Source organism: Erysipelatoclostridium sp. An173 (genome assembly GCF_963931465.1).
In the GTDB taxonomy this organism is placed as follows: domain Bacteria; phylum Bacillota_I; class Bacilli_A; order Erysipelotrichales; family Coprobacillaceae; genus Thomasclavelia; species Thomasclavelia merdavium.
In genome coordinates this window covers 721775-735319 of sequence record NZ_OZ007017.1, presented here as the reverse complement: position 1 = coordinate 735319, position 13545 = coordinate 721775, and the positions used below count along the sequence as shown (strand labels likewise).

12 protein-coding genes are annotated in these 13545 nt (G+C 28.7%); 2 read left to right on the top strand and 10 right to left on the bottom strand.

The genetic code is table 11. The annotated features are described in order from the left end of the window. Window positions 1–2: 2 nt before the first annotated feature. The 3 genes from ABGT36_RS03690 to ABGT36_RS03680 form a co-directional block, all read right to left on the bottom strand. Window positions 3–791 (bottom strand): histidinol-phosphatase HisJ family protein, encoded by a 789-nt coding sequence (locus tag ABGT36_RS03690; protein ID WP_300078233.1) that lies wholly within the window; start codon window positions 789–791, stop codon window positions 3–5. Window positions 792–1052: 261 nt separating this feature from the next. Beyond that, window positions 1053–1823 carry a Cof-type HAD-IIB family hydrolase gene (locus ABGT36_RS03685; protein ID WP_087373434.1) on the bottom strand — a complete coding sequence of 257 codons (771 nt, stop codon included), beginning with the start codon at window positions 1821–1823 and terminating at the stop codon, window positions 1053–1055. Continuing rightward, window positions 1823–3697 carry a fructose-specific PTS transporter subunit EIIC gene (locus ABGT36_RS03680; protein ID WP_346676882.1) on the bottom strand — a complete coding sequence of 625 codons (1875 nt, stop codon included), beginning with the start codon at window positions 3695–3697 and terminating at the stop codon, window positions 1823–1825. The genes ABGT36_RS03685 and ABGT36_RS03680 overlap by 1 nt, the downstream gene beginning before the upstream one ends. 298 nt (window positions 3698–3995) lie before the next feature. Here ABGT36_RS03680 and ABGT36_RS03675 point away from each other — a divergent pair, with 298 nt between their 5' ends. Together ABGT36_RS03675 and ABGT36_RS03670 are read left to right on the top strand one after the other, a co-directional pair. Continuing rightward, on the top strand, window positions 3996–4937 hold the full coding sequence (locus tag ABGT36_RS03675) for a magnesium transporter CorA family protein (RefSeq protein ID WP_087300090.1): 942 nt from the start codon (window positions 3996–3998) through the stop codon (window positions 4935–4937). A gap of 107 nt (window positions 4938–5044) precedes the next feature. Further along, window positions 5045–5605, top strand: a complete 561-nt coding sequence (locus ABGT36_RS03670; RefSeq protein ID WP_087300092.1) for a flavin reductase family protein — start codon at window positions 5045–5047, stop codon at window positions 5603–5605. A gap of 55 nt (window positions 5606–5660) precedes the next feature. Here the strand turns inward: ABGT36_RS03670 and recO are convergent, their stop codons facing one another. The 7 genes from recO to ABGT36_RS03635 all read right to left on the bottom strand — a co-directional run bounded on the left by recO (window position 5661) and on the right by ABGT36_RS03635 (window position 13503). Then, a complete protein-coding gene (gene recO / locus ABGT36_RS03665) occupies window positions 5661–6407 on the bottom strand; it encodes a DNA repair protein RecO (RefSeq protein WP_087373428.1) in 747 nt (248 codons plus the stop codon). Continuing rightward, window positions 6397–7287 carry a GTPase Era gene (gene era / locus ABGT36_RS03660; protein WP_087300097.1) on the bottom strand — a complete coding sequence of 297 codons (891 nt, stop codon included), beginning with the start codon at window positions 7285–7287 and terminating at the stop codon, window positions 6397–6399. The genes recO and era overlap by 11 nt, the downstream gene beginning before the upstream one ends. Further along, the gene (gene cdd / locus ABGT36_RS03655) at window positions 7266–7682 is read right to left on the bottom strand and encodes a cytidine deaminase (protein WP_087373426.1); all 417 of its coding nucleotides are present in this window, start codon (window positions 7680–7682) and stop codon (window positions 7266–7268) included. The genes era and cdd overlap by 22 nt, the downstream gene beginning before the upstream one ends. Further along, window positions 7672–8145, bottom strand: a complete 474-nt coding sequence (gene ybeY, locus ABGT36_RS03650; protein WP_087300101.1) for an rRNA maturation RNase YbeY — start codon at window positions 8143–8145, stop codon at window positions 7672–7674. Before ybeY ends, cdd begins: the two co-directional genes overlap by 11 nt. 58 nt (window positions 8146–8203) lie before the next feature. Beyond that, complete coding sequence (locus ABGT36_RS03645; protein WP_346676879.1) at window positions 8204–10243, bottom strand: cysteine peptidase family C39 domain-containing protein; 2040 nt, start codon at window positions 10241–10243, stop codon at window positions 8204–8206. Window positions 10244–10300: 57 nt separating this feature from the next. Continuing rightward, window positions 10301–11470 (bottom strand): bacterial transcriptional activator domain-containing protein, encoded by a 1170-nt coding sequence (locus ABGT36_RS03640; protein WP_346676877.1) that lies wholly within the window; start codon window positions 11468–11470, stop codon window positions 10301–10303. Between the two features lie 149 nt (window positions 11471–11619). Further along, window positions 11620–13503, bottom strand: a complete 1884-nt coding sequence (locus ABGT36_RS03635; protein ID WP_346676875.1) for a hypothetical protein — start codon at window positions 13501–13503, stop codon at window positions 11620–11622. Between the last annotated feature and the right edge of the window lie 42 nt (window positions 13504–13545).

The following is a 13545-nucleotide window of genomic DNA, read 5'->3' as shown; positions in this document are numbered from 1 at the left end:
TTTTATTTCATTGTCTTTTCATAAATATCTACAATATTCATTCCAACATGACTTGGCTGATGAGCATCACTTGCCGTAATCATTTTCACCCCATGTTCTTTAAAAATATTTAAAAGTTCATCACTAAGACCAATATCTTTATGATGATAGCGATAATAACAACCAGTATTATTTTCAGCTTTAACATGATGTTCATTTAATAACTTAGCTAGTTTATGATAAGTTGGTACCAAATCATAATCAGGATAATAATTAAACATTTTAATCGTATCTGGATGAGCTAATTGCGTAAACAAATCAGACTTAACTAATTTAAACACCAAATCATAATAATCACGATAAATATCATTTACATCATATTTATCCCATAAAATTTCTTTGGAAAAATTCATATCATATAATTTACCATTAATTGAATGAATCGCTCCAACGACAAAATCATAATCATGTTCACTTAAAACTTTACGAATATATTCTTCATATTTAGGTACATAACATACTTCTAAACCAAAGGTAACTTCAATTGGTAAATCCAATGCTTTTACTTCTTTAATCAAACGATCATAATCATCTAAGCTATCTTTAAATTTCATTTTTTTATTTTCTAACCACTGTTTTTGTTGTGGTATTTCTTTTAATTCTAAATATATTGGTTCAAACTCTTTAAAACGATGTGTATGATCTAAAATTTGAATTTTACTTAACCCCTTTTTTACTGCCGCCTCAACAAACTCTAAAACATATTCTTTACTTAAATCCCCGTATTCTAAATGCATATGACCATCTATCATAGTCATCCCCCTTTCTTTTTTATGATTATATGTCACTATTTTTAAAATGTACAGTAATATTATAACATGAAAAAAAGGAGCCAGGGGAGACTCCTTTTTAATGATGGATGTTGTTTTTTTTGGGAGAGGGAATCATCCATCATTGGGTTGTAAAACATATATGAGGGGATTAATATATTTTACATATTATGGTTTGTCTTTCGACATTATTATCCTAACACTGGTGTATGAATTAAATGTGAACTCCCATTAAAATTTAAATTATTTTATCCAGCCATGAACACGACAAGCATTATAAATACCATCATTAGTATTGCGGTCAGTAATATAGTCTGCTTTAGCTTTTAAAGCATCACAAGCATTTCCCATGGCAATTCGATAAAAACGTTCATCAAACATATCTAAATCATTATAATCATCACCAAAAACAACTACATCATCAATATTACCATCAATCAAAGTCATTAAATCAATAATTCCTTTTTTCTTATCATCTGGTTGAAACATTAAATATTCTGATTCAAACCGTAAGTGACCTAAAGTATCTTTTAATGTTAATTCAGATTCCTTTTCTTCAGGAATTGAAATATATAATTTATAAATATTTTCTAAATCACGATAATCTAATTGATTATCAATTGTATAACGAGTAGGTTCTTTTCGATAACCAGCCTGTTTTAAAAATAAAGTATTTTTACTATAAACATCAATACTATCAAATGGAGCAACTAATATTCCATAGCCTAATCTTTCTGCTTCATTAATTATCATTAAGGCTTTACTTCGATCTAATGGTGCATTTTTAATCAAACGATTATTTAAAACAATACCATTACCACCATTACATACCATATTAGTTAACCCTACTTCTTCCATAAAACTTTTAGCTTTATAATAGGCCCGACCAGTAGCAATAGCAACAAAATTACCATTTGCCTGTAATTTTTCTAATGCCTTTTGAGCACTAGGAACAATCTGATGTGTTTTATTATCAGTCAAAGTTCCATCAATATCAAAAAATATATATTTCATCACATATCATCCTTTTCTTTAAATATACCATAAATCATTGCCCCACAAAGACTACCAATTAGTATTGCTACCACATATCTTAATGGATGAATAACTAATGGTAAAACAAAAATACCACCATGAGGTAAACTGATCCCACAATTATAAACCATCGAAAAAGCACCAGTTAAAGCTGAGGCAATCATACAAACAGCCGTTACTAAACGACGATCTTCTTTTACAAAAGGAAGTGTCCCTTCCGAAATAAACATTAATCCTTTTAAATAATTACTTCTACCTAATTTATGTTGATTTTCAGTAAATTTATTTTTAAAAAACGTTGTTGCTAAAGCAATAACTAATGGCGGTACCATCCCTGCAGCCATCACCGCAGCCATCAATGAATAGTTACCTTCTAATATTTGACTAATTGCAAATATATAGGCAATTTTATTAATTGGACCACCCATATCAACTGCCATCATAGCACCTAAAATAATTCCTGCAATTAGTTTTCCAACTAAATTCATACTATCAAGTGATACGGCAATAATTTGATTTAATGCCCCAATATAAGGACTAATAACTAAAGATATTATAAATGCAATAATAACTCCAAAAATCGGATATATTACAGTTGTTGATAAGCCCTGATAGCTTTCAGGTAACTTTTGCCACAGTTTTTGTAATCCTAATACAATATAACCACCTAAAAAACCAGCAATAATACCACCAAGTAAACCAGCGCCATTAGTACCATCATAATATAAACCAGTTATCATCATACCGATTCCACCAGCTAAAGAAACAGCGAATCCTGGCTGTTTAGCGACTGCCTGACCGATATAGCCAGCAAAAATTATCGGTACAATTGTTTGAATTAAATGACCCGCTAAATAACTATTTGTTAATAAAAGGTTATCATAAATAGTATTAATATTAAATAAATTATATTCCTGAATAAAAATAGGTATTGAAAGCAAAGCTCCAGCTCCAATTAAGATTGGTAATATTCGATTAAGAGCCTCACATAGTTGCATATATAAAATTCTTAAACGTGATTGTTTAAATCGTTTTGAATCATCACCGTCATGATAAATTTCTACATTTTCATTAGTAGCTTTTAATAACAGTTCCTCTGGTTTATTAATACCATCAGCCACGCGGGTAATAATTACCGGTTTACCATCAAATCGACTCATTTCTACCTGTTTATCAACAGCAACTATAATACATTTTGCCACAGCAATTTCTTGATGAGTCAATGGATTATCAATACCAGAAGCTCCATTAGTTTCTACTTTTATTTTTATACCAAGTTCCTGGGCTTTTTCTTCTAAACTTTTTGCTGCCATGTACGTATGAGCAATTCCTGTTGGACATGCAGTTACCGCTAAAACATCATAAGTACCATTATTTTCTAAATCAGGTTTATCTAATGTCTTTTCTTTTTTTGCGATTAAATCTAAAAAAGCAGCAGTATTTGATGCCATAATCAAACTTTCTTTAAAATCTTGATCCATCAGCATCTTTGATAATCGTGCTAATGCTTTTAAATGATCATTACCACCATCATTGCTTGCAGCAATCATAAAGAATAATTTTGCTTTTTGATTATCAAGAGCATCAAAATCAACGCCATCTTTAACAACCATCGCTGCTAATGCAAAATCATCAACGGCTTCACTTTGAGCATGGGGAATTGCAATTCCCTCTCCTACTCCTGTTGATCCTTGACTTTCACGAGAAAAAATATCTTTTCGATATAACTCGCGATTATTTATTTTACCAGTTGTCATCATTAAATCGACTAAATGATCGATTGCTTCTTCTTTTGATGAAACTTTAGCATCTAAATCAATACTAGTTATAGTCAATAAATCTGTAATATTCATGTATTTATCCTCACTATTTATTATTAGTTATTTTATATATTGCAAACATCAATAGTATATACTTAAGCTTTAATTACGTCAAATTATTATTAAAATAGCTATTAACTAAAAAATTTAAAAATTTTCCAATATTATTACATCAAATAGTAGGAAAAATTCAACAATCTATGTTATAATTACTCACCGAAAGAAGGTGTTATTATGTCTCCCGAGCCCGAGTCGTTCGAAAAAATGCAACAATTGAATATAAATAAAATGCAGGAGGCATATTATGACCTCCTGTAATAAGGAGGTTACTATGTTAGAATTCTACAAAACTTTTGAAAACAAAACCGTAAAAATCGATCAGCCAGAATATGGTTGCTGGATCAATGCTGTTAGTCCTACTGAAGAAGAAAAAAATTTCTTGATTGAAGAAATGGGTATCGTTCCTGAATTTGTAAAATCATCATTAGATGAAGAAGAAAGTTCTCACTTAGACTATGATGAAGATAATAATCAAACATTAGTTATCGTCGATTATCCAAGTGCTGAAGACAAAGCTGATGGTTTCGATACATTACAGTATACTACTTTGCCATTAGGGATCGTTATTATGAAAGGATATATTGTTACAATTTCATTGTATGAAAACTACAATATTGATGATATGGCTAAAGGAAAAGTTAGAGGAATTGATACTAATTTAAAAACAAGATTTTTATTATTATTATTACTTAGAATCTCACAACGTTATTTGATTTATTTACGACAAATTGATCGTTTATCTTCAAGAACTGAACATCGTCTGCATAAATCAATGCAAAACAAAGAATTAATTCAGATGTTAGGTTTAGAAAAATCGTTAGTTTACTTTTCAACTTCTTTAAAAACTGATGAAATTACTTTGAATAAAATTATGCGTGGTAAACCAATTAAATTATATGATGAAGATCAAGAATTATTAGATGACGTAATGATTGAAATTCATCAGGCTATTGAAATGTGTAATATTTATTCTAATATTTTATCAGGTACAATGGACGCTTTTGCTTCTGTTATTTCTAATAACTTAAATATTGTAATGAAGATATTGACAGTAATTACAATTGTTATGTCCATCCCAAATATCATTTTTAGTTTTTATGGTATGAATGTTACTGGCTTACCAGTACCAGTATGGTGGTTCCCAACTTTATTAGCTATAATTGCTTGTGTAATTGCTACAATCATCTTTATTAAAAAAGATATGTTTCATTAGGTCGAAATTTCGACCTTTTTTTATTAAAATTATTAGATATACTTGACATTAAAGTTAACTTTAGGGTTAGACTATAAATAGTCAAATAGAATTAGGAGGAATTATTGATGAGAAAAAACTTTGGTGCAAAACCATTTTTATATCCTTGTCCAGTATTAATCATTGCTTCATATGACAAAAACAATAATCCTGATGCAATGAATGCTGCCTGGGGAAGTATTGCTGATTATAAAAAAATCGCTTTATATTTAGCTAGTAGTCATAAAACAGTTAAAAACATCCTTCATAAAAAAGCATTTACTGTTAGTATGGCTGATGCTAATAATGTAGTTGCTGCTGATTATGTAGGAATAGTATCAGGAAATAATGTTCCTGATAAATTAGAAAAAGCTAATTGGCATACTACTAAAAGTGAATTTGTTGATGCGCCAATCATTGATGAACTAGCAATGACTTTAGAATGTAAATTAATTAGTTATGATAAAGAATCAGAATTATTGTTAGGTGAAATCGTCAATGTTAGCGTTGATGAAAAAGTTTTAGATGATCAAGGAAAAATTGATCCTGAAAAATTAGAACCAATTACTTTTGATCCAGTCAACAATGCTTATCTTAAACTTGGAGCAAAAGTAGGTAATGCTTTTAAAGATGGTAATAAAATTAAATAATTTTTAAGTGTTCGCTAAAAACAAGCCCCGTAAGTTATTTTTGACTAACGGGGTTTTATAACATTTTTAATTGTTTAATAAACTTTCGACTTTTAAAATTGATTCCAGTATATTCATCAACAAAAGCTTCCATAATTTCCACTAGTTTATTGATAACTGGTGTTGATAAATGTAATAAATCAATTTTTTCCAACGGAATCTTATTAATATAACGAAACCCTTTTAATACTTCTACATCCAAACGACGATCATACTTACCAAGACAGTTTTGACAGACAAATCCCCCATTTAAAATTGAAATACCAGCGATTAGATCTTGACGACCACAACTTACACATTGATCAACTTCCAACGATGAACCTGTAACATTTAAAATAAAAGCATTAAACAATAAATAAACTAATTTTGGTTCATAGCCATCATTTAAATATTTTAACGCCAATAATGAGGCATCATAGATACTAGCATCAGGATCATTTTCTTTTGTGTATTTATCGACAAATTCTAAACAATAAGTTGCATAGGCTTCTAATTCAATATCTTCTTTAATATGCCGAAAATAGTCAACTGCACTACCTTTGATCAATCTAGATAATCCAGTTTTAGGAATTAAAGTAAATTCCGATAAAGTAATGCTTTGACAAGAAGGAGCATTTTTACTAGTCATCTTTTTTACTCCTTTTGCAAGCAAGGTTAATTTGCCATATTCACGACTATAAATCCAAACTAACATATCATTTTCTTTATAGGGCTTGTTTTTTAAAACAAGCCCCTTAAAAGTTTCTTCGTTTTTAATAGTCATCTTCGTTATAACCGAATTCCTTTAAATATTTTTGTTTATTACGCCAATTTCGTTCTACTTTAACAAATAATTCTAAATGAACTGGTACTTGTAAAAAGCGTTTCATTTCTCGTTGGGCATTAGTTCTAATTTTTTTGATCATCGAACCCTGTTTACCAACAATAATTCCCTTTTGACTATTACGATCACAAACAATAGTCGCCATTACTTCTACGCCATCTTCATCTTCAATCATTCTTTCAATTACAATAGCCACACTATGAGGAACTTCTTCTCGGGTAAAATATAAAATCTTTTCACGAATGAATTCAGCCATAACAAATCGCTCTGGATGATCAGTAATATGTTCTTTAGGATAATACATATTACCTTCAGGTAAATATTTTTTTATAGTTTCCACTAAAAGATCAACATTATCATTATTTAAAGCACTGATTGGAATTATTTCCTTAAATTCAAATAACTCCTGCCACTTTTGTAACTTCTTAGCTAAAGCTTCTTTACTTACTGTATCAATCTTGCTTAAAACCAAAAATACTGGCCCATCAGCCTCTTTTAATCGATTAATGATAAATTGGTCACCCTTACCAATAATCTCATTTGCTGGAGCTAAAAATAAGACAATATCAACCCCATAAATACTATTAAGCGCTGTTGTATTCATAAAATTACCTAGACGATCTTGAGGGCGATGGATTCCAGGCGTATCCATAAAAATAATCTGAGCCTGATCATCAGTATAAATACCTTGAATAGTATTTCTTGTTGTTTGCGCAACATCTGACATAATTGCTAATTTTGTTTTTAATATACTATTTAGTAACGTTGATTTCCCGACATTAGGACGACCAACAATACTTACAAATCCTGATTTGAACATTCTAAACTATCTCCTTTAAATGCCAGTGGCATTAATTCTTCTACTGTTGTTATTTGATATTCGTTTTGATTAGCTAAAATAACGCGACAATCTTTAGCCAATAATTCAACCATTACCTGGCGACAGCTACCACATGGTGAAACTAATTTATTACCAAATGATACAATTGCTATTTGTTTAATATCTTCTTTATGATAACCATTACAATAAGCACTATAAATCGCATTACGTTCAGCACACATACTTGAACCATAAGCAGCGTTTTCAATATTAGTCCCTAAAAAATAATTATTATCTTTCATCTCAATACATGCTCCAACCTTAAAATTAGAATAGGGACTATAAGAATTATCAGTTGCTTTAAAAGCTTTAGCAATAATTTCTTTAATTTCCATAATTATCCCTTTCAATCTTTAAAGCATTTAAAATATCTTTTTGTTTTTTAATCATTTTTGCTTCATCTTCAGGATTCATATGATCAAATCCTAATAAATGCAACAATCCATGAGTAAATAAAAAGCACATTTCTCTTTTCATACTATGACCATATTCTTTAGCTTGCATCTTAGCATGATCAACACTTATAAAAATATCACCTAAACTTCTTGGCATCCCTTCAACATAAAATTGTTCACTATCTTCAAGAGCAAAGCTGATAACATCTGTTGATCGATCAATATTACGATATTGTTTATTAATTTCATGAATCTTATTATCATCAACAAATATACATGATAATTCTAAATCACTTTCAATTTCTAATTGTTTAGCTGTTTCTTTAATTATTTCTTGATATATTTCATTATAATCCTCTTTAAAATCAGCTACTTCATTTATTAACGCAAAATCTATTTCCATTTTAAAATTACCGAGTATCCTACTCGATTTCCTCCTTTCTAAATTATAACTAACGGCACTATTTTCTTATTTTTCCATGTTCAATTATAACACAGTCAAATAATTCATTCATCAATTTTGTTTGATGGGCAACAATTATTACAATTAATTTTCCATCTAAGCTCTTTAAATAGTCCATAATTAACATTAACCGCGTTTCATCGACATTGCATAAAGCTTCATCAAGAATTAAAACCTGTGGTCTTTTCAATAACGAACGAATCAACATCATAATTTGAGCCTGACCAGATGATAATGGATGACCATCATCACTAATGACCATATCTAACTTATTTATAAATTCTTCCATCTTAAACTCTTTTAATAAAAAATTCATCATCTTTTCATTATGACGATTTAATAAAAGATTAAAACGTAACGATTCTCGATAAAAAATCGGCTCTTTATCTAAATATATCATCTTTTGATACAAGCTATTAACATCAATTTTTTGTAAATCAATTCCATTAATTAATATTTTTCCTTTTAATAACTGATCATAATTCATCAACAATTTCAATAACGTTGATTTACCAGCTCCTGTATCCCCTTTTAACCAGATAGATTTTGTAATTGTTAAATCTAAATGTTCAATAATTGGTTTACTGTATCCATAACTATAACTAATATGATCAAATTTAATCTGTTTTATTGGCCCTTTAAAATACATCTTCTTTGTCTTTTTCTCTGGTAACAGTTCTCGATAACGTTCAAATAAAATCAACACTTCATCCTTTTCTAAAACAAAACTAATTATATTAAATAATGGTTCAATCATATATGATATTAACAAATAGAAAAAAACAATTTCACCAACACTCAACCTCGCTTGTTTATAATAAAAACACGCTATTAAAACGACACTATATAATAGCATACCAATTAATAATTCACTAATTCCATTAATACGATTTAAAGCATTATTACGACGATACAAAAAATAATTATAATCTTCAAATAAAAAATTAATTTTATTACGGGCAAAACTCTTTACAAAAAACTGATGACTATTATAAATATTTCGTAAATATTCCAAATGCCCCTGATTCATCATTTCCTGACTAGAGATAATCTTTTTATTCATCGAATTAATCTGTTTTAAATATCTAAACAACAAAAATGCAATAACAATAAAAAAACATGATGTTATTAAAGCAATAGAAACCGAATAAATCGTTAAAGCGATAAACAAACCAATGAGTAAAATCAAATCTATAAACATAGCGCTATATAAATGAATAAAAAACTCACTAAATTGAAACAGATTCTGGACCTTGCTCATCAAGATACCATCCTGGCTATTTTGAAAATAATTTAATGGTAAATTAAGCATGTTAATTACTGTTTTATTAACATAAATTTGATTTAAATAACGTTGAATATCAATTTCTAATTTTTTCCGGCTATAATCAACAACTATTTTAATTAAGCTAACTAACGTAAAAAATAATGTAAAACATACTATATACCAATAATCCATCATTTCAATTTGATCAATTAAACTTTGAAAATAACTCGAACTTAAAATACTGCAAATCGAAATAAGCATACTGCGACTAACTAATTTTAAAACAAACTGATAATTATCTTTAAGATGTAATAATATAAATTCTTTAAAATTAACTTCTTTATTTTCTTTTTTAGCATAACGTCCTACATGTTCATTACAGATACATATTCCAGTAAAGATTGCTTTTAACTGGTCATGATTTAATTTTACCAGTCCTTTAGCCGGATCCCCTAATAAAACATACTTTTTACTTACTTTATATAAAACACAATAGTGGGTCATCTCATCATTAAGTACATGGATAATACAAGGAAGCTTAGCCTCTTTAATTAAAGTATCATAATCACACTGATAAGCCTTAGCATCAATATGATAAGCAGCTAAACATTTAACCATTCCATAAACACTAATGCCAGCACTAGTGATTTTGCTTAGCTGTTTAATTTCTTTAATTGAAATATCAAGATGATAATATTTTAAAATCATCTTGATACAGTAAGCACCACAACTGTATTCATTATCTTGTTTAAATATTGGATATCGTAACATATAAAAAACCTCCTACTTTTATTTACATCTGTAGAAGGCTAAATTACTTTTTCAATTTTAATTTTCTTTTAATTCCTGAATATCTTCTTCAATTACAACACGTTCATATTTTTCTTGCAGATAAAATTTCTTTTTAACACGCATAATAGCTTTTTTAGCCCCTTGATAATTACAATCAAGAATCAATAAATATTGTTTTATACTATAACGACATACTACATCTCCAAGCCGAAAACTTTTAATTAAAATCTGTTGCAAAGTATTAGATGTTTCTTCTAATACTAGATTATTAATCTCTGGATTTTTAGTAATATAGTCTTTTGGATGGAGCGTTAATAAAACCATTGATTTTTTAGAACCGCTACGCAAAGAACTTCTTAATGACAATTGATAGATATTTTTAAACAAATCATAATCACACACAAAAGCTCCATTAACATGATTTTCTTTTAAATCTGAATAAATAACATCAAAATCAATTTCATAATTATTATATTGATCCATATTTAAATAATGACTAATTTTTCTTAACGCCGTACTACTCAAGCTATCTTTTATTTTATAATAACGCTTTTTAGCCAAAGCCAATTTTCCTTGTTTAACCAAAGCATAAACTAAAGCGCAATTTACATTATCATCACTTGGATTGGTAGCTATTACTTTTAAACAAATTTCTTCAACAACACTATATTCATTCATTTTTAAATAATAATCGATTAAAAATGTAGTTACATTTAAAAAATGAGAATTTAAATAATGCCGAATACTTAATAATTTATCATTATTATTTATCATCTTTAAAAAATCCCCATCATAAAGCAACAATGCTTTTTGATAAAGTTTAACTTTCTTATCATCATTAAGTTCATTACGCCCTAAACGATAATAATTAATAAAATTATCAACATCAAATACTAATTCAATTTCCGGATTCCAGTAATATGTTCCTTGTGATGATAATATATAATCATACTCACCAAGATTTTTATTTAATAGTCCCCTTAATCGAAAAATCAAAGCTTTCAAAGCATTAGCCGGATTAGTTGAACTATTATTTACAAACATCAATTCTTGTAAATCTAAAGAATTTAATTTATGACGATGATGATATATAATATAAGCCAGTAATACCGCTAATTTTGATGAATTAATTTTGTTGAAACTAAGGCAGCGATTATCTTCAGTTGTAATTGTATAAGTATTTAAAAATTTTACTATTAGTTTCATATGTTCTCCCATTATTTTTCTTCTTGTTAACAACCTACTTTATTATACCTCATTTAACAAATCTTATTAACTATTTAAAAGCATTTTTCGATTAAAAATCACAATTAAATAACAAAAACAGTTCGCTAAGAACTGTTTTGTTTTTAAGATTAGGAATGATTTTTAAATTTTATTAACTTTTTAGTTTTTATTCCATAAATAAGACCGGCAATTATAATAACTAATACAATGCCACCAGCTATAAAAAGAGTCTCATTACTATTATTTACCTGATTTTCTTTACCATTAACTAATGGTGTTTGTTCTTCTTCAATTATTTCTGTTTCTTCTTCTTGATATGGCACAATGTTTCCATCAGGATCAACTGTAGTAATACTACCATCAGGATTATTCATAATTGGATTACCTGTTGTCCCTTCAATTGTAATCGCTGTACCATTAGCATTGGTTCCTTGTAAAGTAACTGCCATCTCACTTGTATTATTAGCGACAATTGGATTTAAAACAATATCATTATTAGTATCATTAATATCACGATATACCATGACATAATTTCTTCTTGTCGAATAAAAATCATGATCATAATGACTTTCCTGTCCTGGAAGCAACACATATGTTGTTCCATTAGCCTGGAACTGTTGTTCAACATCAATTGATAAAGCTTCATTTACATTAGCTGTTACTTTAGTAGTATATAAAGTTTTTTCACCAACATTGGTATGTGAAACATCCATATAGGTAATAGAAACTTCATAGCTATTAATTTCTACCCCTTTTTCGGTATAATAAACATTATATTCTGTTATATTATGCCCGAATTTATGAGTAATTTTGTTACCTTCAACATAATCTTGTTGTGCGCTATTTAAAATATAAGTAGTTCCATCATAATCAAAACTGCTATCTAATGTTATTGTTTTATTTTTACCTGGATCAACTGTGTATTCATGAATCTCTAAAATATTGCCAGTCGCTAAATCAACGTAATTTACTTGAAGTGGCTGTGGTGTTGTTTCATCACTTACTAACTGCTTATAATATACTTGATAATTTCTTTGACTATCTCCAAAGCTATGAGTAATTTTATTTCCATCAACCAATTGATACTGCAAACCATTTTTCATAAAAGAAGAAGATGGATTATGTTCAACTGTTTTATTTTTTTGTACTAATAATGTTTTTGTCAATAATACATTATTAGTTTCTTTATCAATGTATTGAATAAAAATATTGTATGGCTTACTTGTTTCATCTTCTTGAACTTGATAACGGACTACAGTTTGCATTACGCCCTGACTATAACTTTGCGTAATTTTAGTACTATAACCACTCATTATTTTATATGTTCTACCATTAATTGTTGAAACAAAAGTTTCTGGAACTGTAACCGAACCACCTGTATCCTCATTTACAGTATACTCAATTGTTTTATGAGTAGTACCATCCTGATCCACTAAAATAACTTTACTAGTAAAATTAGGTTGGGCTCTTTTTGAATACGTAAAAGTATATGAGGTATTTCCATAAGGGATTGCTACATAGTTATTACCGGTAAGATCATAAACATCACCGTTATAACTAAGTGATGATGAAGCAGTATAACTGCATCCGCTATTATATGTAGCAACAGCTTGTCTTGAATCAGCAATTTTCATTCCATTTGAATCAACAAAATTAATAGTGACATAATATTGATTTAAACTATTAATTATTTGCGAAACAGCATTAGGATCATCAATTTGTTTTACTGTCAAAGTTGCTTGCCCACTACTATTAGCCGCTACTCTAATTGTATCACTATCATAGGCTGCAATAGTCTTTTCAACCACATTATTTTGCGTACTTGTTTGATAGACATATCGCACACTATTACCACTATTGTTTTTAACAGTAAATAAACGGTCATTAGGACTATCAGAAATCAATGTTCCTAGTGTTAAATCCGAAGCGGCATCAACATCAATCGTAATACCTGCTATTGGTACAACTATCAAAGCTAAAATAAGTAATAATCTAAATACTTTTCTTTTCATCAACCATTCCTCCTTGTTTATACCATCATATCACAAACTCGT